Source organism: Pseudomonas sp. FW305-28, from assembly GCF_017351395.1.
GTDB classification, from domain to species: domain Bacteria; phylum Pseudomonadota; class Gammaproteobacteria; order Pseudomonadales; family Pseudomonadaceae; genus Aquipseudomonas; species Aquipseudomonas fluorescens_AA.
Map to the genome: position 1 here is coordinate 23,367 of NZ_JACNDD010000055.1, position 17,816 is coordinate 41,182.

The window sequence follows — 17,816 nt, forward strand, 5'->3', positions numbered from 1 at the left end:
CTGACTATGGATACTCAAACACTGGCGATTGGAAGCGGGCGGATGTTCCGCTATGCCTTGGGGTCATTGCTGCTGTTGGCCGGGATGACGTTGTTGGCGGCCCAAGGCCTGGCGTGGCTGGACCTGGAGCCCAGGCTGTTGCGAGCCCTTCAGGGCGGCGGACTTTGTGCCTTGGGCACCGCGCTGGGGGCCGTGCCGGTGCTGGTCATTCGGCGCATGCCCCAGGCCGTGAGCGATTCGCTGCTGGGCTTCGGGGCCGGGGTGATGCTCGCGGCCACGGCGTTTTCGCTGATCGTGCCGGGCATTGCCGCGGCCGAGCAGTTGGGATTCACGCCTTGGGCGGCCAGCGGCCTTATCTGCTTTGGCATTCTGTCGGGGGCGTTCGGGCTGTACCTGGTGGACCGCAAGGTCTCGGCCAGCCCCGAAAGGCTGGTGGCGGCACCGGGACGCCCGATCATTGCGCCGCGGATCTGGTTGTTCGTGTTCGCCATCATCGCCCACAACATTCCAGAAGGCATGGCGGTAGGCGTGTCGGCGGGCGGCGGCATGCCGGATGCCGACAGCCTGGCGATGGGCATCGCCTTGCAGGATGTCCCTGAAGGGCTGGTGATCGCGCTGGTGCTGGCCACGGCGGGTATGTCGCGGGTCAGGGCGTTCCTGATTGGCGCGGCGTCAGGGTTGGTCGAGCCCGTGTTCGCGCTGCTGTGCGCCTGGTTGGTGAGCCTGGCCGAGATGCTCTTGCCCCTGGGCCTGGCGTTGGCGGCTGGGGCGATGCTGCTGGTGGTGACCCACGAAGTCATTCCCGAATCCCGCCGCAATGGTCACGAGAAACTGGCGAGCCTGGGGTTGTTGGTGGGGTTTTGCCTGATGATGGTGCTGGATACGGCGTTGGCGTGACAGCGAAGGCGTTGAGAACACCGACACCTGCGGAGAAGGGATTTATTATCTGTGGCGAAGGGATCAGTGGGAGCAAAGCTTGCTCGCGATACAGGCGCCTCGGTTTCGGAGTTGCCGAGTCGCCTCCATCGCGAGCAAGCTTTGCTCCCACAAAAAATCCCGTTGCCACAACAAGCTCGATTCGAGTCCTGGGGCCGTTATTCGCCTTCGTCGAAGTATCGGTTGATCAGGTCTACCAAGGCATTCATCGCTTCCTGCGCCTGATCCCCTTCAGTGCTCAGGTGGATCTTGGTGCCCTTGCCGGCGGCGAGCATCATCATTGCCATGATGCTTTTACCGTCGACCGTGGACTCCGGCGTGCGGCCGACCCTGATGGTGGTGTCCTTGAACTGTCCCGCGACTCCGACAAACTTGGCCGACGCTCGGGCATGCAAACCCAGCTTGTTGATGATTTCAATTTCCTGAGCAGGCATCGCGGTGTGAATCCTTTAGCTGAGGTCGCGGTGGCGAACCTGGACATTCTTCAGGGATTGTTGCAGGAGCTGACCCAGGCGTTCGGTCAGGTAGACGGAGCGGTGGTGACCGCCGGTACAGCCGATGGCGATCGTGACATAGGCGCGGTTGCTGGCGGCAAAGCGGGGTAGCCATTTGAGCAGGTAGCTGGAGATGTCCTGGTACATTTCCTCGACGTCCGGCTGTGCGGCCAGGTAGTCGATCACCGGCTGATCGAGCCCGGACTGCTCGCGCAGTTCCGGTTTCCAATAAGGGTTGGGCAGGCAACGCACATCGAACACCAGGTCGGCGTCTACCGGCATGCCACGCTTGAAGCCGAACGACTCCACCAGGAACGCCGTGCCCGGCTCCGGTTGGTTCAGCAGGCGCAGCTTGATCGTGTCGCGCAACTGATACAGGTTCAGGTGCGTGGTGTTGACCTTCAGGTCCGCCAGGTCGGCGATCGGCCCCAACAGCTGGCTTTCATCCTCGATGGCTTCGGCCAGGGAGCGGTTGGCGTTGCTCAACGGGTGACGCCGGCGGGTTTCGGAAAAACGCTTGAGCAGCGTCTCCTCATCGGCATCCAGGTACAACACATCGCATTGAATATGCCGGCTGCGTACTTCCTCGAGCAGTTCGGGAAAGCGCGACAGGTGGCTCGGCAGGTTGCGCGCATCGATGGACACCGCCACCAGCGGCTGCGCCAGCTCGGTGTGGATCAGGGCGCGCTCGGCCAGTTCCGGCAGCAGGCCGGCGGGCAGGTTGTCGATGCAATAGTAGCCGCTGTCCTCAAGCACGTTGAGGGCCGTGCTTTTACCGGAGCCGGAGCGGCCACTGACGATGATCATGCGCATGTTTAATGACCGTTCTGCTCGTCCAGGACCACCTGGTACAGAGCTTCGTTACTTGGCGCGCTGCGCAGTTTTTCGCGCACTTCCTTGCGGTCCAGCATGCTGGCGATCTGGCGCAGCAGCTCGAGGTGCGCATCGGTCGCCGCTTCCGGAACCAGCAATACGAACAGCAGGTCGACCGGGGCGCCGTCGATGGCGTCGAAATCTATGGGAGCTTCAAGGTGCAACAGTGCGCTGATGGGCGCGGTACAACCCTTGAGGCGGCAATGGGGAATGGCGATGCCGTTGCCAAAACCGGTGGAACCGAGTTTTTCACGGGCAACCAGCGCCTCGAAGACGTCCTGCATTCCCAGATCCGGTACCTCGCGGTGGATCAGGTTGGCAGTTTGTTCGAGGGCTTTCTTTTTACTGCCGCCCGGCGCGTTCACTAGGGAACGGCCGGGGGTCAGGATCTTTTCTAGTCGGATCATGGATTGGGGGGGTTAACGACCGGTCGCGCCCTGGAGGAGGCTCTGGGTCTTTTCCTTATGCTTTTTGAGTTGGCGATCCAGCTTGTCGGTCAGCAGGTCAATCGCGGCATACATGTCTGTGTGCTCTGCGTTGGCGACCACTTCTCCGCCGGGGATATGCAGCGTGGCTTCGATTTTCTGCAGCAGCTTCTCGACGTTCATCGTGACTTGCACGTTGGTGATCTTGTCGAAATGCCTCTCCAACCGGTCGAGTTTTTCGCCGATGTAGGTGCGCAGGGGTTCGGTCACTTCCAGTTGGTGTCCACTGATGTTGACTTGCATACAGCTTCTCCTTCGTTGCCAGTGCATAAAGCGGCAGGCAGAAATGCCTGCCACTGGAACGCTGTGGCGTGGCCTGTTACATCAACCGCTTGCGTTCGCTCGAAGGCGCGATCCCGAGGGATTCGCGGTATTTGGCGACGGTACGGCGGGCCACCTGAATGCCTTGTGCCTCCAGTAAACCAGCGATCTTGCTGTCACTCAACGGCTTTTTCTGATTTTCCGCGGCCACCAGTTTTTTGATGATCGCGCGGATGGCCGTGGACGAGCATTCGCCGCCTTCGGAGGTGCTGACATGGCTGGAGAAAAAGTATTTCAATTCATAGATGCCCCGGGGGGTATGCATGAATTTCTGGGTGGTCACCCGGGAAATCGTCGACTCGTGCATGCCCACTGCCTCGGCAATGTCATGCAGGACCAACGGTTTCATCGCCTCATCGCCGTACTCCAGGAAGCCGCGCTGATGTTCGACGATCTGGGTGGCCACTTTCATCAGGGTTTCGTTGCGGCTCTGCAGGCTCTTGATGAACCAGCGGGCTTCCTGCAACTGGTTGCGCATGAAGGTGTTGTCGGCGCTGGTGTCGGCGCGCTTGACGAAGCCGGCGTACTGGGCGTTGACCCGCAGCTTGGGCACCGACTCCTGGTTGAGCTCCACCAGCCAGCGATCGTTGTGCTTGCGCACGATCACATCGGGGACCACGTACTCAGGCTCCGTGGATTCGATCTGCGAGCCGGGGCGCGGGTTGAGGCTCTGGACCAGCTCGATGACCTGGCGCAGCTCATCTTCCTTGAGCTTCATGCGCCGCATCAACTGGCTGTAGTCGCGACCGCCCAGCAGGTCGATGTAATCGGTGACCAACCGCTTGGCTTCGGCCAGCCATGGCGTCTTGGCAGGCAACTGGCGCAGTTGCAGCAGCAGGCACTCGCCCAGGTTGCGGGCGCCGATGCCGGCCGGTTCGAATTGCTGGATGCGATGGAGGACGGCTTCGATCTCGTCCAGCTCGATGTCGAGCTCGGGGTCGAAGGCTTCGAGGATTTCTTCGAGGGTCTCGTCCAGGTAGCCCTGGTTGTTGATGCAATCGATCAGGGTCACGGCGATCAGGCGATCGGTGTCGGACATCGGCGCCAGGTTCAGTTGCCACAGCAGGTGGCTTTGCAGGCTTTCGCCGGCCGAGGTGCGGGTGGTGAAGTCCCACTCGTCGTCATCGCTGCTGGGCAGGTTGCTGGCGCTGGTCTGGTAGACATCTTCCCAGGCCGTGTCCACGGGCAGCTCGTTGGGGATGCGCTCGTTCCATTCGCCATCCTCGAGGTTATCCACCGTCGGGGCGGTTTCCTGGTAGGACGGTTCCGGGATCTCGGTATTGGTCTTCTGCTCGACGTTGTCGGCCAGCGGGTCGGTGTTATCGAAGTCGTCGCCTTCTTCCTGGCGTTCGAGCATCGGATTGGACTCCAGGGCCTCCTGGATTTCCTGTTGCAGGTCCAGGGTCGACAATTGGAGCAGGCGGATGGCCTGTTGCAGCTGCGGTGTCATCGTCAGCTGCTGGCCCATTCTCAAGACTAGCGATGGTTTCATGGCAGGGGCTTAACACCTTATTCGCCGGCGCACATGCGCCATCCACTACAGGGCGCCGGAGCGCCAAACTTAAGCAAATTATATGCCTGAAACCGAAGTGTTTGCCTAGAGCGTCGCCATAATAAAATTAAACGACGCCCGGGCAATTCGCCAGACACGTGTGCTTACAGGCGGAACTCATGGCCCAGGTACACTTCCTTGACCAGGTCGTTGGCCAGGATCGCGGCGGAGTCACCTTCGGCGATCAATTGGCCGTCATTGACAATGTAGGCGGTTTCGCAGATGTCCAGGGTCTCGCGCACGTTGTGGTCGGTGATCAGCACGCCGATGCCCTTGGCCTTGAGGTGATGGATGATCTGCTTGATGTCGCCCACCGAGATCGGGTCCACGCCGGCGAACGGTTCGTCGAGCAGGATGAACTTCGGTGCGGTGGCCAGGGCGCGGGCGATTTCCACACGGCGCCGTTCGCCACCCGACAGGCTCATGCCCAGGTTGTCGCGAATGTGGTTGATGTGGAATTCCTGCAGCAGGCTTTCCAGCTCCTGGCGACGGCCGGCCTTGTCGAGCTCCTTGCGGGTCTCGAGGATCGCCATGATGTTGTCGGCAACCGACAGTTTGCGGAAGATCGACGCTTCTTGCGGCAAATAGCCGATGCCGGCCTTCGCCCGGCCGTGCATCGGCTGGTGGCTGACATCCAGGTCGTCGATCAGCACGCGACCCTGATCGGCCTGGACCAGGCCGACGATCATATAGAAGCAGGTGGTCTTGCCCGCGCCATTGGGGCCGAGCAGGCCGACGATCTGGCCGCTGTCGATGGACAGGCTGACATCACGCACGACTTGCCGGCCCTTGTAGCTCTTGGCCAAGTGCTGGGCTTTCAGAGTTGCCATTACTGGGCCTTCTGCTCGGTTTTCTTTTTAGGCTGGATCACCATGTCGATCCGCGGACGCTGCTCGGTCACTTTGCTGCCGGTGGCGCGGCCGGCGCTGGCCAGTTTCTTGACGGTGTCGTAGACGATTTTCTCGCCCTGGGTGACGTTGTTGTCCTTGTCGACGACCTTGGCACGGTCGATCAGGACCACGCGGTCCTGGGAGGCGTGGTATTGGATGGTGACCCCGTAGCCCTGTACCGGCTTGGTATCGCCCGCGGTTTGCAGCTGCTCGAAATAGGCCAGGTTGCCCACCGAGGTCACCACATCGATATCGCCGGTCGGGGTGCGGGTGATGGTCACGGTGTTGCCGGTGACCTTCATCGAGCCCTGGGTGATGATCACGTCGCCTTTATAGGTGGCGACGCCATTCTTGTCGTCGAGTTGGGCGTCGTCGGCCTGGATGCGGATAGGCTGGTCGCGGTCGTTGGGAAGAGCCCAGGCGCTCGCGCTTCCCAGTGCTGCGCCCAGACTGAGCAAAATAGGGAGGGTTTTAGCGAGCTTCATACTGTCCTCTTACGTTCGATAGCAGGTGTATCCTGCTTTCCTTCAAATACGCTTTCATGCCCGTGCCGGTCGATACACCCCCGGCGCCGTCGATTCTAACGGGTTGCTCGGTCTGCGCATATTCTTGCTGTGGGAACACGGTCATGCGTGTGCTGGTGATGATGGTCGTGCGGTTTTTCTCGTCGGTTCGGGCGACGCGTACCGAGTCGATCAGCTCCACTTCGGTGCCGCCGGAATTGACTTCGGCGTGCTCGCTCTGCACGTGCCACGGGAATTCGGTGCCGCGGAACATGTTCAGGTCCGGCTTGGTGACCAGCGTAATGTCAGTGGCCTTTACGTGGTCAACCTTGTCGGACGTCATCTCATACTGCACTTTGCCGTCGGGCAGGTACTGCAGGGTATGGGTGTTGGTCGCGTACCAGTCGATCCGTTCCTCGACCTGGGCCGCAGGCTGGTCGAGAAACCGTTCGGGGCTGATGTTCCAATAGCCCACCGCGGCGAAAATCGCCGCGATACAGGCAAACACCACAATGGTGCGAATCTTTTTGCTCAGCATAAATGGCTCACAGGTACGCGGCGTTGGCCGCTTCGAGGCGGCCCTGGGCGCGCAGGATCAGTTCACAGAATTCGCGGGCAGCACCTTCGCCACCTCGCGCCGTGGTGATGCCGTGGGCATGCTCGCGCACGAAGCTGGCCGCGTTGGCGACCGCCATGCCCAGGCCGACCCGGCGAATCACCGGCAGGTCTGGCAGGTCGTCACCGAGGTAGGCCACCTGTTCATAGCTTAGGTTGAGTTGACCCAGAAGCTCGTCCAGCACCACCAGTTTGTCTTCGCGTCCCTGGTAAAGGTGCGGGATGCCGAGGTTCTTCGCACGCCGTTCGACCACCGGGGTCTTGCGGCCGCTGATGATAGCGGTCTGTACGCCGGCGGCCATCAACATCTTGATGCCTTGGCCGTCGAGGGTGTTGAAAGTCTTGAATTCGCTGCCGTCTTCGAGGAAGTACAGGCGGCCGTCGGTCAGCACGCCGTCCACATCGAACACGGCCAGCTTGATGGCTTTGCCACGTTGCAACAGGTCTGTGTTCATTTACATGACTCCCGCACGCAGCAGATCGTGCATGTTCAGGGCGCCCACCGGACGGTCTTCGTCATCGACGACCACCAGGGCGCTGATCTTGTGGTCTTCCATGATTTTCAGGGCCTCGGCGGCGAGCATCTCGGCGCGGGCGGTCTTGCCGTGGGGGGTCATGACTTGCTCGATGGTCGCACTGTGGATGTCGATGGTGCGGTCCAGGGTGCGACGCAGGTCGCCGTCGGTGAAGATCCCGGCGAGCTTGCCGTCGGCTTCGAGAATAACCGTCATGCCCAGGCCCTTGCGAGTCATCTCCATGAGCGCGTCCTTGAGCAGCGTGCCGCGCACGACCTGTGGCAGTTCCTGGCCGGCGTGCATCACGTTTTCGACTTTCAGCAGCAGGCGACGGCCGAGGGCGCCACCGGGATGGGAAAAGGCGAAGTCTTCCGCAGTGAAGCCCCGGGCTTCCAGCAGCGCCACGGCCAGGGCGTCGCCCATGACCAGGGCCGCGGTGGTGGAGGAGGTTGGCGCCAGGTTCAATGGGCAGGCCTCGTGCTCGACATGCACATTGAGGTTCACTTCGGCGGCCTTGGCCAGCGGCGAGTCGGGGTTGCCGGTCACGCTGATCAACTGGATGCCCAGGCGCTTGATCAGCGGCAGCAGGGTGATGATCTCGTTGGTGGAGCCGGAGTTGGACAGGGCCAGGATGATGTCGTCCCGGGTGATCATGCCCATGTCGCCATGACTGGCTTCGGCCGGATGGACGAAAAAGGCCGTGGTGCCGGTGCTGGCGAGGGTGGCGGCGATCTTGTTGCCGATGTGCCCGGACTTGCCCATGCCGACCACGACGACGCGGCCCTTGCTGGCCAGAATCATCTCGCAGGCGCGTACGAAATCAGCGTCGATATGGGGCAGCAAGCCTTGCACGGCTTCGAGCTCGAGGCGGATGGTACGTTGTGCCGATTGAATCAGGTCGCTGGATTGGCTCATGTCTGAAATCGTATAGCCCGATGAAAAGGCGGCGATTATAGCGGTAATGAACAATTCCCTCACGTAAGTTCGTCATGCTTTGTTCAAGGGGCCGCAACGTTTGACATAAAATGTGGCTTTTACCTTAAGCCAGGCTTAACGGGCGGGGCGTTGGCCTTGGGCGCTTGGCTGTTGCAGTGATATAGTTCGCCGCCGGTTCGCGTGCCCGGCGGTGCCGGCGCTTGTCGGCTGCCCAGGGCATTCGAATGTGAGGCTGCATCGCAAGGAGTTTAGATGAGTGCCGACAACGCCTACGCGGTCGAGCTGAAGGGACTGTCCTTCAAGCGAGGGACGCGCAGCATTTTCAATGACATCGATATTCGCATACCACGGGGCAAGGTCACCGGCATCATGGGGCCCTCCGGGTGTGGCAAGACCACGCTGCTGCGGCTGATGGGCGCGCAGCTGCGTCCCAGCGCCGGCGAAGTCTGGGTCAATGGCCAGAATCTTCCCCAATTGTCTCGCAGCGACCTGTTCGATGCGCGCAAGCACATGGGCGTGCTGTTCCAGAGCGGCGCGCTGTTCACCGACCTCGATGTGTTCGAGAACGTGGCGTTTCCGCTGCGGGTCCATACCGACCTGCCGGAAGAGATGATCCGCGACATCGTCCTGCTCAAGTTGCAGGCCGTCGGGCTGCGTGGCGCCATCGACCTGATGCCCGACGAGCTGTCCGGCGGCATGAAGCGGCGGGTCGCGCTGGCGCGGGCGATTGCCCTCGATCCGAAGATCCTCATGTACGACGAACCCTTCGTCGGCCAGGACCCGATCGCCATGGGTGTGCTCGTGCGCCTGATCCGCCTGCTCAACGATGCACTGGGCATCACCAGTATCGTGGTCTCCCATGACCTGGCCGAAACCGCCAGCATTGCCGACTACATCTATGTGGTCGGCGATGGCCAGGTGCTGGGGCAGGGCACACCGCAGGAACTGGCGGATTCGGACAACCCGCGTATTCGCCAATTCATGAAGGGTGATCCGGACGGGCCGGTGGCGTTCCATTTTCCGGCCACGGATTACCGTACCGATCTGCTGGGGAAGCGCTGATGCGCAAGAAATCACTGTTGGAAAGAATTCGTCTGTTCGGTCGCTCCGGCATCGATGTGGTGGCGGTGCTGGGCCGTTCCTCGCTGTTCCTGATGCACGCCTTGCTCGGTCGCAACGCGACAGGCGGCGGCTTTGGCCTGCTGGTCAAGCAGTTGCACTCGGTGGGCGTGATGTCCCTGGTGATCATCGTGGTCTCCGGGATCTTCATCGGTATGGTGCTGGCGCTGCAGGGCTTCAGCATTTTGTCCAGCTACGGTTCGGAGCAGGCGGTGGGGCAGATGGTCGCCCTGACGCTGCTGCGTGAGCTGGGCCCCGTGGTGACGGCGCTGCTGTTCGCCGGGCGAGCCGGTTCGGCGCTGACGGCTGAAATCGGTAACATGAAGTCCACCGAGCAGTTGTCCAGCCTGGAAATGATCGGTGTCGACCCACTCAAGTACATCATTGCCCCGCGCCTGTGGGCCGGCTTCATTTCCCTGCCGGTGCTGGCGATGATTTTCAGCGTCGTGGGGATCTGGGGCGGCTCCTGGGTGGCCGTCGACTGGCTGGGGGTCTATGAAGGGTCCTACTGGTCGAACATGCAAAACAGTGTCGACTTCCTCGACGATGTCCTCAATGGCGTGATCAAAAGTGCCGTGTTCGCGTTCGTCGTGACCTGGATCGCCGTGTTTCAAGGCTATGACTGTGAGCCCACTTCAGAGGGGATCAGCCGTGCCACAACCAAGACCGTGGTGTACGCCTCGCTGGCGGTCCTGGGCCTTGACTTTATTCTGACCGCCTTGATGTTTGGAGATTTCTGATGCAAAACCGCACCCTGGAAATCGGTGTCGGCCTTTTCTTGCTGGCTGGCATCCTGGCTTTGCTGCTGCTGGCCTTGCGGGTCAGTGGCCTGGCGCCGACGGCAAGCACCGATACTTATAAACTTTATGCCAACTTCGACAATATCGCCGGTTTGACGGTCAGAGCCAAGGTGACCATGGCCGGTGTGACCATCGGCAAGGTCACGGCAATCGATCTGAACCGCGAGGATTTCACCGGTCGGGTGACGCTGCAGCTGGAAAAGCGCGTGGACAACCTGCCGACTGACTCCACTGCATCTATCCTCACGGCCGGGCTGCTGGGCGAGAAATACATTGGCATCAGCGTGGGAGGGGAAGACACCGTGCTCAAGGACGGCGGCGTCATCCATGACACGCAGTCGTCCCTGGTGCTCGAGGACCTGATCGGTAAATTCCTGCTCAATACCGTTAGCAAAGACGCCAAATGAGGAGCTTTTGAATGATCTCTATCTTGCGACGTAGCCTGTTGGTGCTGCTCGCGGCGCTGCCGTTGATGGCCAACGCAGTGGCCGCGCCTTCGGCCCATGACATCATCCAGGACACGACCACCCGGTTGTTGGCGGACCTTGCCGCCAATAAAGAGAAATACAAGCAGGACCCCAGCGCGTTCTATGACGCGCTGAATGGCATCGTCGGCCCTGTGGTGGACGCCGATGGCATCTCCAAGAGCATCATGACCGTCAAGTACTCGCGCAAGGCAACCCCGGCGCAGATGACCCGCTTCCAGGAGAACTTCAAGCGCAGCCTGATGCAGTTCTATGGCAACGCCTTGCTGGAATACAACAACCAGGGCATCACCGTTTCCCCGGCCAAGGACGAAAGCGGCACCCGCACCAGCGTCGACATGCAGGTCAAGGGCAACAATGGCGCGGTCTACCCTGTGTCCTACACGCTGGAGAAGATCAACAGCGAGTGGAAAGTGCGCAACGTGATCATCAACGGCATCAACATTGGCAAGCTGTTCCGCGATCAGTTCGCCGACGCGATGCAGCGCAATGGCAACGACCTGGACAAGACCATCGACGGCTGGGCCGGTGAAGTCGCCAAGGCCAAGGAAGTGACCGAAGAAGCCAAAGAGAAGCAGGAACAATGATCGAGTCGGTGAGTGAGTCGGCCGTTCGTCTGGGCGGCGCCGGTGAGCTGCTGCTCAGTGGCGTGCTGGACTACCGCACCGGCCCGGCCTTGCGCAAGCAGGGCCAGGCGCTGATCAAGTCCGTCGGTGCCGCCGAGGTGGTCATTGACTGCTCGGCGGTGCAGAAGTCCAGCAGTGTCGGCTTGTCGCTGCTGCTGTGCTTCATGCGGGACGCCAAGGCGGCCGGCAAAACGTGGAGCATCCGTGGGATGCCCGAAGACATGCGCGAAATAGCCCAGGTCAGCGAGCTGACCGAGCTGTTGGCGCACTCCTGACCACATTGTTGGAAAAGTCCCCCCGTCAGAGTCCTGCTTCGCGGGGTTCGCAGGCGCGGGGCTTTTTTGTATGATGTGCGACCCGCGCGCACAGGGCGCCGATTGAGGTTGAGCATGCAGGCTGTAGAAGTGAAGAGCTTCCTTGAAGGAAAGCTGCCTGGTACGCAGGTGGAAGTTGAAGGCGAAGGCTGCAACTTCCAGCTGAATGTGATCAGCGATGAACTGGCGGCATTGAGCCCAGTGAAGCGTCAGCAGAGCATCTATGCCCATTTGAACCCATGGATTGCCGATGGCAGCATCCACGCGGTCACGATGAAATTTTTCAGCAGCGCGGCCTGGGCCGAGCGCACCTGAGCCCAAGGGCCTCGAGATTCTTATGGATAAACTGATTATTACCGGCGGCGTTCGTCTTGATGGCGAAATCCGTATCTCCGGGGCAAAGAACTCTGCCCTGCCAATCCTGGCCGCAACCCTGCTGTGCGATGGTCCTGTGACCGTGGCCAACCTGCCGCACCTGCACGACATCACCACGATGATCGAGCTGTTCGGCCGCATGGGTATCGAGCCGGTGATCGACGAGAAGCTCAGCGTCGAGATCGACCCACGCACCATCAAGACCCTGATCGCTCCGTACGAGCTGGTGAAAACCATGCGTGCGTCGATCCTGGTACTGGGCCCGATGGTCGCCCGTTTCGGTGAAGCCGAAGTCGCCTTGCCTGGCGGCTGCGCCATCGGCTCGCGTCCGGTGGACCTGCACATCCGCGGCCTGGAAGCCATGGGCGCGGTGATCGACGTCGAAGGTGGCTACATCAAGGCCAAGGCGCCGGAAGGCGGCTTGCGCGGCGCGCACTTCTTCTTCGATACCGTGAGCGTGACCGGTACCGAGAACATCATGATGGCCGCCGCACTGGCCAAGGGCCGCAGCGTGCTGCAAAACGCTGCCCGCGAACCTGAAGTGGTCGACCTGGCGAACTTCCTGATCGCCATGGGCGCCAAGATCAGCGGTGCCGGCACTGACACCATCACCATCGATGGCGTCGAGCGCCTGCATTCGGCCACCTACAAGGTGATGCCGGATCGGATCGAAACCGGTACCTACCTGGTGGCCGCTGCTGTCACCGGTGGCCGCGTCAAGGTCAAGGACACCGATCCGACCATCCTCGAAGCCGTCCTGGAGAAGCTCAAGGAAGCCGGTGCCGAAGTCACCTGCGGCGAAGACTGGATCGAAGTGAACATGCACGGCAAGCGGCCCAAGGCTGTCAACGTGCGGACCGCTCCATACCCGGCGTTCCCGACCGACATGCAGGCGCAGTTCATCTCCCTCAACGCCATTGCCGAAGGCACGGGCGCGGTCATCGAGACGATCTTCGAAAACCGCTTCATGCACGTCTACGAACTGCACCGCATGGGCGCCAAGATCCAGGTCGAAGGCAACACGGCCATCGTCACTGGCACCGAGAAGCTCAAGGGCGCGCCAGTCATGGCCACCGACCTGCGGGCGTCGGCCAGCCTGGTCATCTCGGCCCTGGTTGCCGAAGGCGATACCCTGATCGATCGTATCTACCACATCGACCGTGGCTACGAGTGCATCGAAGAAAAACTGCAGATGCTCGGCGCCAAGATCCGACGCGTGCCGGGCTAGTTCCGGCTGCATGGGCGCAGGGACGCGTCCGTTGATTTCGTTTCAGATCGAGGGTGTTTGCGCCCTCGATGTGTGTCCGGCGCCGCTTGCGACCGGGCATGAGTACCTTGATAAGGACTGACGTTTCCCATGTTGACCATCGCACTGTCCAAGGGCCGCATCCTTGACGACACCCTGCCGCTTCTGGCTGAAGCGGGCATCGTGCCGACCGAGAATCCGGACAAGAGCCGCAAGCTGATCATCCCCACGACCCAGGCCGACGTGCGCTTGCTGATCGTGCGTGCCACCGATGTGCCGACCTATGTGGAACACGGTGCCGCCGACCTGGGCGTTGCCGGCAAGGACGTGCTGATGGAATACGGCGGCCAGGGCCTGTACGAGCCCCTGGACCTGCGGATCGCCCGTTGCAAGCTGATGACCGCCGGTAAAGTCGGCGCGCCGGAGCCCAAGGGGCGTTTGCGCGTGGCGACCAAGTTCGTCAACATTGCCAAGCGTTATTATGCCGAGCAGGGCCGTCAGGTCGACATCATCAAGCTGTACGGTTCGATGGAGCTGGCGCCGCTGATCGGCCTGGCGGACAAGATCATCGACGTGGTCGACACCGGCAACACCCTGCGGGCCAACGGTCTGGAACCCCAGGATTTCATTGCTGACATCACCTCCCGGCTGATCGTCAACAAGGCGTCGATGAAAATGCAGCATGCTCGTATCCAGGCTCTGATCGATACCCTGCGCAAGGCAGTGGAATCGCGACACCGCGGCTGATTCACCTGCGCGACCTTGAGTCGCGCCCGTCTATCCGTGTCATAGCCAATTTTCTCAGGTGCCCACGCGAATGGACTGGTAGCTTAGGGCGCCTGAGCATTTGCCATTAATGAGGCCCTCGCTATGACCGCTCCCACTTCGATTCGCCGACTCAACGCTGCCGATCCGGATTTCGCACATCATCTGGATCATCTGCTGAGCTGGGAAAGCGTGTCTGACGACTCGGTCAATCAGCGGGTGCTGGAGATCATCAAGGCGGTGCGCGAGCGTGGCGATGCGGCACTGGTGGAATTCACCCAGAAATTCGACGGCCTGCAAGTGGCGTCCATGGCCGACCTGATCCTGCCGCGCGAGCGCCTGGAACTGGCCCTGACCCGGATCACCGTGCCCCAGCGCGAAGCCCTGGAAAAAGCCGCGTCGCGGGTACGTGATTATCACGAAAGGCAGAAACAGGACTCCTGGCGCTACACCGAAGCCGACGGCACGGTGCTGGGCCAGAAAGTCACGCCGCTGGACCGCGCCGGCCTGTACGTGCCGGGCGGCAAGGCGTCGTATCCATCCTCGGTGCTGATGAACGCCATCCCGGCCAAGGTCGCCGGCGTGACCGAAGTGGTCATGGTCGTCCCGACCCCGCGGGGTGAAATCAACGAGCTGGTGCTGGCCGCGGCCTGCATTGCCGGGGTGGACCGGGTATTCACGATCGGCGGCGCCCAGGCCGTGGCTGCGCTGGCCTATGGCACCGAAAGCGTGCCACGGGTGGACAAGGTGGTCGGGCCGGGCAATATCTATGTCGCCACCGCCAAGCGTCACGTGTTTGGCCAGGTCGGCATCGACATGATCGCGGGCCCTTCGGAAATCCTCGTGGTGTGCGACGGCCAGACCGATCCGGACTGGATCGCCATGGACCTGTTTTCCCAGGCCGAGCACGACGAAGACGCCCAGGCGATCCTGGTCAGCCCGGACGCCGAGTTCCTCGACAAGGTCGCCGCCAGCATCGACAAGCTGCTGCCGACCATGGACCGCGCCGAGATCATCAACACCTCGATCAACGGCCGTGGGGCACTGATCAAGGTCGATGACATGGCGCAGGCCATCGAGGTCGCCAACCGCATCGCGCCGGAACACCTGGAATTGTCCGTTGCCGATCCGCAAGCCTGGCTGCCACAGATCCGCCACGCCGGCGCGATCTTCATGGGCCGCCACACCAGCGAGGCACTGGGCGATTATTGCGCGGGGCCCAACCACGTGTTGCCGACTTCCGGCACCGCCCGCTTTTCGTCGCCACTGGGGGTGTATGACTTCCAGAAGCGTTCGTCGATCATCTTCTGCTCCGAGCAGGGTGCTTCCGAGCTGGGCAAGACCGCCTCGGTGCTGGCCCGTGGCGAATCGCTGAGCGCCCACGCCCGCAGCGCCGAGTACCGTATTCTTGATGAGCAATCCGTTGAAGGGCAGGGGAACTGAAATGAGTAAATTCTGGAGCCCGTTCGTCAAGAACCTGGTGCCCTACGTGCCGGGCGAGCAACCGAAGCTGACCCGGTTGGTCAAGCTCAACACCAACGAGAACCCCTACGGCCCATCGCCCAAGGCCCTGGCGGCGATGCAGAACGAACTGAACGACAATCTGCGCCTGTATCCGGACCCCAACAGTGACCTGCTCAAAGGCGCCGTGGCCCGCTACTACGGCGTGCAGAGCAACCAGGTGTTCCTGGGTAATGGCTCGGATGAAGTGCTGGCGCACATTTTTCACGGCTTGTTGCAACATGACCAGCCGCTGTTGTTCCCGGACATCAGCTACAGCTTCTATCCGGTGTATTGCGGGTTGTACGGCATCCCGTTCGACGCCGTGCCGCTGGATGAACAATTCCGGATCGATCCGGCGGACTATGCCAAGCCCAACGGCGGGATCATTTTCCCCAACCCGAACGCGCCCACCGGCTGCCTGCTGGCGCTGGACGCGGTCGAGCGGATCCTCAAGGCCAGCCCGGATTCGGTGGTGGTGGTCGACGAGGCCTACATCGACTTCGGCGGCGAGACGGCCATCAGCCTGGTGGATCGTTATCCGAACCTGCTGGTGACCCAGACATTGTCCAAATCCCGCTCGCTGGCGGGGCTGCGCGTGGGCCTGGCGGTGGGGCATCCGGACCTGATCGAAGCGCTGGAGCGGATCAAGAACAGCTTCAACTCCTACCCGCTGGATCGCCTGGCGAACGTCGGCGGCGCGGCGGCGTTCGATGATCGCGAGCATTTCGACCGGACCTGCCGGTTAGTCATCGAGCACCGTGAATGGGTCGTGACCCAATTGGAAGCCAAGGGCTTTGAAGTGCTGCCCTCGGCGGCCAACTTCATCTTCGCCCGCCACCCCCGGCACGATGCGGCGGGCTTGGCGGCGAAACTGCGGGAGCAGGGGGTGATCGTGCGGCACTTCAAGCAGGAGCGGATTGCCCAGTTCCTGCGGATCAGCATTGGCACACCGGAGCAGAACCAGGCCCTGATCGAAGCCCTCGGCGAACTCTGAAACCCTGCATTGACCCTGTGGGAGCGGGCTTGCTCGCGAAGGCGTAGTGTCAGTCACTTCATGGTGGCTGAACTGACGCTATCGCGAGCAAGCTCGCTCCCACAGTTGTTTGGGGTGTTCGCAATATCGGCGTTCCAGCGCCAATCCCTTGTGGGAGCGGGCTTGCTCGCGAAGGCGTAGTGCCAGTCACTTCATGGTGGCTGAACTGACGCTATCGCGAGCAGGCTGAACTGGTCAAGTAATCCCGGACACCGATTACGGTGTTTATGCCGCTTTTTGCTCCATGGCTATTGGCGACAGGTAGTTGTTGTAGCTGTGGAGCCTGGTGCGGTTGTAGTACATGAAGAAACGCACCATGTCCGTTTTTGCCTCCTCGATCAGGCTGTAGCCGTTGCGAGGTACCCACTCTGACTTCAGTGTGCCGAAAAAACGCTCTATTGGAGCGTTGTCCCAGCACTGTCCCCGATGACTCATGCTTTGCACAATGCCGTGGCGGGTCAGTTCTTCTTGAAACTTGCGACTGGTGTACTGACATCCTTGGTCTGAGTGAAACATCAGCCCTGGAGGACACGTTCGTACAGCTGTCGCCATGCGTAGCGCTTTGCTGACTAGGTTGGCCTCATTAACCAGAGAAAAAGCCCAACCAATAACCCTGCGAGCAAACAAATCGATCACGATGGCCAGATGAATCCAGCGTTTACCCACCATCAGGCTGGTAACGTCGCCACACCAAACCTGATCGATTGCAGTCGGTTTGAAGTTGCGTTTGAGCCGATTAGGCGCGACAAATGCCTCCACGCCTTTGGATCTAAATGGATGCGGCTGGCGTTGTTTACTGACAATGTTGGCTTCCCTCATCAGCGCTCTGACCAGGCTTCTTCCCGCTGCAATATTTTGCGATTTCAGGCCCTTGCTGATCATCCTGGAGCCCATGGCTTCGCGACTTTCACTGTGCAGTTCAACGACTTTCAGCCTGAGTTCTTCACGTCTGATCCGCGGCTTGGATCGCCGCTGAATCCACTCATAAAAGCTGCTGCGCTTCACGCCGAAAACACGACACACCACGGCCGTCGGAAATGACTCTCTTAGCTCTGCGATCATCGGAAACGATCGGGATCCGACATCAAGAGAGCGGTAGCCTTTTTTAGGATTTCAGCTTCCATCTCCATGCGCTTGATCTTGGCTTTTAGCTCCTGGATCTGGCGCTGATCGTCAGTAATCGCCTTGGTGCCTTTAACTGGCTGGCCCTCGCGTTCCTTACGAACCTGATCAACCCAGCGCCGTAAAGCGGTGGGTCCGATGTCCAGAGATGCACAAACTTCTGGTACCGGGCAGTTATCATCAAGCACCATGCTGGCAGCATGCAGCTTGAACTCGCGGGTATAGACCTTTCTTTCGTTCATGGAACCTCCAAGTTGGCGAAATCATATCGCCCTTAAGAGGTGTCCGGAATTATTAGGCCAGTTCAG

Annotated in this window: 23 protein-coding genes; 11 read left to right on the forward strand and 12 right to left on the reverse strand. The window is 60.9% G+C overall.

All coding sequences use genetic code 11. The features are described 5' to 3' along the window. Window positions 1-6: 6 nt before the first annotated feature. Window positions 7-897, forward strand: a complete 891-nt coding sequence (locus tag J4E53_RS14700) for a ZIP family metal transporter (RefSeq protein ID WP_060739161.1) — start codon at window positions 7-9, stop codon at window positions 895-897. 197 nt (window positions 898-1,094) lie between these two features. Here J4E53_RS14700 and J4E53_RS14705 read toward each other — a convergent pair whose 3' ends face one another. The 10 genes from J4E53_RS14705 to J4E53_RS14750 form a co-directional block, all read right to left on the reverse strand. Continuing rightward, window positions 1,095-1,370 carry an HPr family phosphocarrier protein gene (locus J4E53_RS14705; RefSeq protein WP_060739160.1) on the reverse strand — a complete coding sequence of 92 codons (276 nt, stop codon included), beginning with the start codon at window positions 1,368-1,370 and terminating at the stop codon, window positions 1,095-1,097. A gap of 15 nt (window positions 1,371-1,385) precedes the next feature. Beyond that, entirely contained in the window at window positions 1,386-2,243 is an 858-nt protein-coding gene (rapZ, locus tag J4E53_RS14710) for an RNase adapter RapZ (protein ID WP_018613998.1), read from the reverse strand. 2 nt (window positions 2,244-2,245) lie between these two features. Then, window positions 2,246-2,710, reverse strand: a complete 465-nt coding sequence (ptsN, locus tag J4E53_RS14715; protein WP_060739159.1) for a PTS IIA-like nitrogen regulatory protein PtsN — start codon at window positions 2,708-2,710, stop codon at window positions 2,246-2,248. 12 nt (window positions 2,711-2,722) lie between these two features. After that, window positions 2,723-3,031 (reverse strand): ribosome hibernation-promoting factor, HPF/YfiA family, encoded by a 309-nt coding sequence (gene hpf / locus J4E53_RS14720; RefSeq protein ID WP_003178005.1) that lies wholly within the window; start codon window positions 3,029-3,031, stop codon window positions 2,723-2,725. Between the two features lie 76 nt (window positions 3,032-3,107). After that, window positions 3,108-4,601: an RNA polymerase factor sigma-54 gene (locus J4E53_RS14725; RefSeq protein ID WP_060739158.1), complete on the reverse strand. Its 1,494-nt coding sequence runs from the start codon at window positions 4,599-4,601 to the stop codon at window positions 3,108-3,110. Window positions 4,602-4,765: 164 nt separating this feature from the next. Continuing rightward, a complete protein-coding gene (lptB, locus tag J4E53_RS14730; protein ID WP_060739157.1) occupies window positions 4,766-5,491 on the reverse strand; it encodes an LPS export ABC transporter ATP-binding protein in 726 nt (241 codons plus the stop codon). After that, window positions 5,491-6,036, reverse strand: a complete 546-nt coding sequence (lptA, locus tag J4E53_RS14735; RefSeq protein WP_060739156.1) for a lipopolysaccharide transport periplasmic protein LptA — start codon at window positions 6,034-6,036, stop codon at window positions 5,491-5,493. Before lptA ends, lptB begins: the two co-directional genes overlap by 1 nt. After that, window positions 6,023-6,592, reverse strand: a complete 570-nt coding sequence (gene lptC, locus J4E53_RS14740) for an LPS export ABC transporter periplasmic protein LptC (protein WP_060739155.1) — start codon at window positions 6,590-6,592, stop codon at window positions 6,023-6,025. The genes lptA and lptC overlap by 14 nt, the downstream gene beginning before the upstream one ends. A 7-nt stretch (window positions 6,593-6,599) precedes the next feature. After that, window positions 6,600-7,124, reverse strand: a complete 525-nt coding sequence (locus tag J4E53_RS14745) for an HAD family hydrolase (protein ID WP_060739154.1) — start codon at window positions 7,122-7,124, stop codon at window positions 6,600-6,602. After that, window positions 7,125-8,099, reverse strand: a complete 975-nt coding sequence (locus J4E53_RS14750; protein ID WP_060739153.1) for a KpsF/GutQ family sugar-phosphate isomerase — start codon at window positions 8,097-8,099, stop codon at window positions 7,125-7,127. 273 nt (window positions 8,100-8,372) lie between these two features. On the opposite strand from J4E53_RS14750, the gene J4E53_RS14755 reads away from it, so the two are divergent. The 10 genes from J4E53_RS14755 (at window position 8,373) to hisC (ending at window position 16,347) form a co-directional block, all read left to right on the forward strand. Beyond that, window positions 8,373-9,182, forward strand: coding sequence for an ATP-binding cassette domain-containing protein (locus tag J4E53_RS14755; protein WP_092205009.1), 810 nt, complete (start codon window positions 8,373-8,375; stop codon window positions 9,180-9,182). After that, window positions 9,182-9,979 carry a lipid asymmetry maintenance ABC transporter permease subunit MlaE gene (mlaE, locus tag J4E53_RS14760; RefSeq protein ID WP_072346977.1) on the forward strand — a complete coding sequence of 266 codons (798 nt, stop codon included), beginning with the start codon at window positions 9,182-9,184 and terminating at the stop codon, window positions 9,977-9,979. Before J4E53_RS14755 ends, mlaE begins: the two co-directional genes overlap by 1 nt. Then, entirely contained in the window at window positions 9,979-10,446 is a 468-nt protein-coding gene (mlaD, locus tag J4E53_RS14765; RefSeq protein ID WP_003178020.1) for an outer membrane lipid asymmetry maintenance protein MlaD, read from the forward strand. Before mlaE ends, mlaD begins: the two co-directional genes overlap by 1 nt. 11 nt (window positions 10,447-10,457) lie before the next feature. After that, a complete protein-coding gene (locus J4E53_RS14770; RefSeq protein WP_060739150.1) occupies window positions 10,458-11,111 on the forward strand; it encodes a phospholipid-binding protein MlaC in 654 nt (217 codons plus the stop codon). Between the two features lie 8 nt (window positions 11,112-11,119). Then, window positions 11,120-11,425 (forward strand): lipid asymmetry maintenance protein MlaB, encoded by a 306-nt coding sequence (locus tag J4E53_RS14775; protein ID WP_072410951.1) that lies wholly within the window; start codon window positions 11,120-11,122, stop codon window positions 11,423-11,425. 114 nt (window positions 11,426-11,539) lie between these two features. Beyond that, the gene (locus J4E53_RS14780) at window positions 11,540-11,779 is read left to right on the forward strand and encodes a BolA family protein (protein WP_007953556.1); all 240 of its coding nucleotides are present in this window, start codon (window positions 11,540-11,542) and stop codon (window positions 11,777-11,779) included. Between the two features lie 22 nt (window positions 11,780-11,801). Next, a complete protein-coding gene (gene murA / locus J4E53_RS14785) occupies window positions 11,802-13,067 on the forward strand; it encodes a UDP-N-acetylglucosamine 1-carboxyvinyltransferase (RefSeq protein WP_018614024.1) in 1,266 nt (421 codons plus the stop codon). A gap of 129 nt (window positions 13,068-13,196) precedes the next feature. Next, window positions 13,197-13,832 (forward strand): ATP phosphoribosyltransferase, encoded by a 636-nt coding sequence (gene hisG, locus J4E53_RS14790; RefSeq protein ID WP_047228656.1) that lies wholly within the window; start codon window positions 13,197-13,199, stop codon window positions 13,830-13,832. A gap of 123 nt (window positions 13,833-13,955) precedes the next feature. After that, window positions 13,956-15,293: a histidinol dehydrogenase gene (hisD, locus tag J4E53_RS14795; RefSeq protein WP_103309013.1), complete on the forward strand. Its 1,338-nt coding sequence runs from the start codon at window positions 13,956-13,958 to the stop codon at window positions 15,291-15,293. Window position 15,294: 1 nt separating this feature from the next. Then, entirely contained in the window at window positions 15,295-16,347 is a 1,053-nt protein-coding gene (gene hisC / locus J4E53_RS14800) for a histidinol-phosphate transaminase (protein ID WP_103309015.1), read from the forward strand. A gap of 264 nt (window positions 16,348-16,611) precedes the next feature. Here the strand turns inward: hisC and J4E53_RS14805 are convergent, their stop codons facing one another. Next, the gene (locus J4E53_RS14805) at window positions 16,612-17,448 is read right to left on the reverse strand and encodes an IS3 family transposase (protein WP_060738274.1); all 837 of its coding nucleotides are present in this window, start codon (window positions 17,446-17,448) and stop codon (window positions 16,612-16,614) included. After that, window positions 17,445-17,750 carry an IS3 family transposase gene (locus tag J4E53_RS30780; RefSeq protein WP_060738273.1) on the reverse strand — a complete coding sequence of 102 codons (306 nt, stop codon included), beginning with the start codon at window positions 17,748-17,750 and terminating at the stop codon, window positions 17,445-17,447. The genes J4E53_RS14805 and J4E53_RS30780 overlap by 4 nt, the downstream gene beginning before the upstream one ends. Between the last annotated feature and the right edge of the window lie 66 nt (window positions 17,751-17,816).

Excerpts from the sequence above, each read along its gene's own strand:
- lptB (WP_060739157.1), bottom strand. The coding sequence starts at position 5,491 with ATGGCAACTCTGAAAGCCCAGCACTTGGCCAAGAGCTACAAGGGCCGG.
- J4E53_RS14750 (WP_060739153.1), bottom strand. The coding sequence starts at position 8,099 with ATGAGCCAATCCAGCGACCTGATTCAATCGGCACAACGTACCATCCGC.
- J4E53_RS14745 (WP_060739154.1), bottom strand. The coding sequence starts at position 7,124 with ATGAACACAGACCTGTTGCAACGTGGCAAAGCCATCAAGCTGGCCGTG.
- hisC (WP_103309015.1), top strand. The coding sequence starts at position 15,295 with ATGAGTAAATTCTGGAGCCCGTTCGTCAAGAACCTGGTGCCCTACGTG.
- J4E53_RS14805 (WP_060738274.1), bottom strand. The coding sequence starts at position 17,448 with ATGATCGCAGAGCTAAGAGAGTCATTTCCGACGGCCGTGGTGTGTCGT.
- hisD (WP_103309013.1), top strand. The coding sequence starts at position 13,956 with ATGACCGCTCCCACTTCGATTCGCCGACTCAACGCTGCCGATCCGGAT.
- mlaD (WP_003178020.1), top strand. The coding sequence starts at position 9,979 with ATGCAAAACCGCACCCTGGAAATCGGTGTCGGCCTTTTCTTGCTGGCT.
- J4E53_RS14700 (WP_060739161.1), top strand. The coding sequence starts at position 7 with ATGGATACTCAAACACTGGCGATTGGAAGCGGGCGGATGTTCCGCTAT.
- J4E53_RS14780 (WP_007953556.1), top strand. The coding sequence starts at position 11,540 with ATGCAGGCTGTAGAAGTGAAGAGCTTCCTTGAAGGAAAGCTGCCTGGT.
- hpf (WP_003178005.1), bottom strand. The coding sequence starts at position 3,031 with ATGCAAGTCAACATCAGTGGACACCAACTGGAAGTGACCGAACCCCTG.
- J4E53_RS30780 (WP_060738273.1), bottom strand. The coding sequence starts at position 17,750 with ATGAACGAAAGAAAGGTCTATACCCGCGAGTTCAAGCTGCATGCTGCC.
- J4E53_RS14725 (WP_060739158.1), bottom strand. The coding sequence starts at position 4,601 with ATGAAACCATCGCTAGTCTTGAGAATGGGCCAGCAGCTGACGATGACA.
- J4E53_RS14755 (WP_092205009.1), top strand. The coding sequence starts at position 8,373 with ATGAGTGCCGACAACGCCTACGCGGTCGAGCTGAAGGGACTGTCCTTC.
- J4E53_RS14770 (WP_060739150.1), top strand. The coding sequence starts at position 10,458 with ATGATCTCTATCTTGCGACGTAGCCTGTTGGTGCTGCTCGCGGCGCTG.
- mlaE (WP_072346977.1), top strand. The coding sequence starts at position 9,182 with ATGCGCAAGAAATCACTGTTGGAAAGAATTCGTCTGTTCGGTCGCTCC.
- rapZ (WP_018613998.1), bottom strand. The coding sequence starts at position 2,243 with ATGCGCATGATCATCGTCAGTGGCCGCTCCGGCTCCGGTAAAAGCACG.
- J4E53_RS14705 (WP_060739160.1), bottom strand. The coding sequence starts at position 1,370 with ATGCCTGCTCAGGAAATTGAAATCATCAACAAGCTGGGTTTGCATGCC.
- hisG (WP_047228656.1), top strand. The coding sequence starts at position 13,197 with ATGTTGACCATCGCACTGTCCAAGGGCCGCATCCTTGACGACACCCTG.
- lptC (WP_060739155.1), bottom strand. The coding sequence starts at position 6,592 with ATGCTGAGCAAAAAGATTCGCACCATTGTGGTGTTTGCCTGTATCGCG.
- murA (WP_018614024.1), top strand. The coding sequence starts at position 11,802 with ATGGATAAACTGATTATTACCGGCGGCGTTCGTCTTGATGGCGAAATC.
- lptA (WP_060739156.1), bottom strand. The coding sequence starts at position 6,036 with ATGAAGCTCGCTAAAACCCTCCCTATTTTGCTCAGTCTGGGCGCAGCA.
- ptsN (WP_060739159.1), bottom strand. The coding sequence starts at position 2,710 with ATGATCCGACTAGAAAAGATCCTGACCCCCGGCCGTTCCCTAGTGAAC.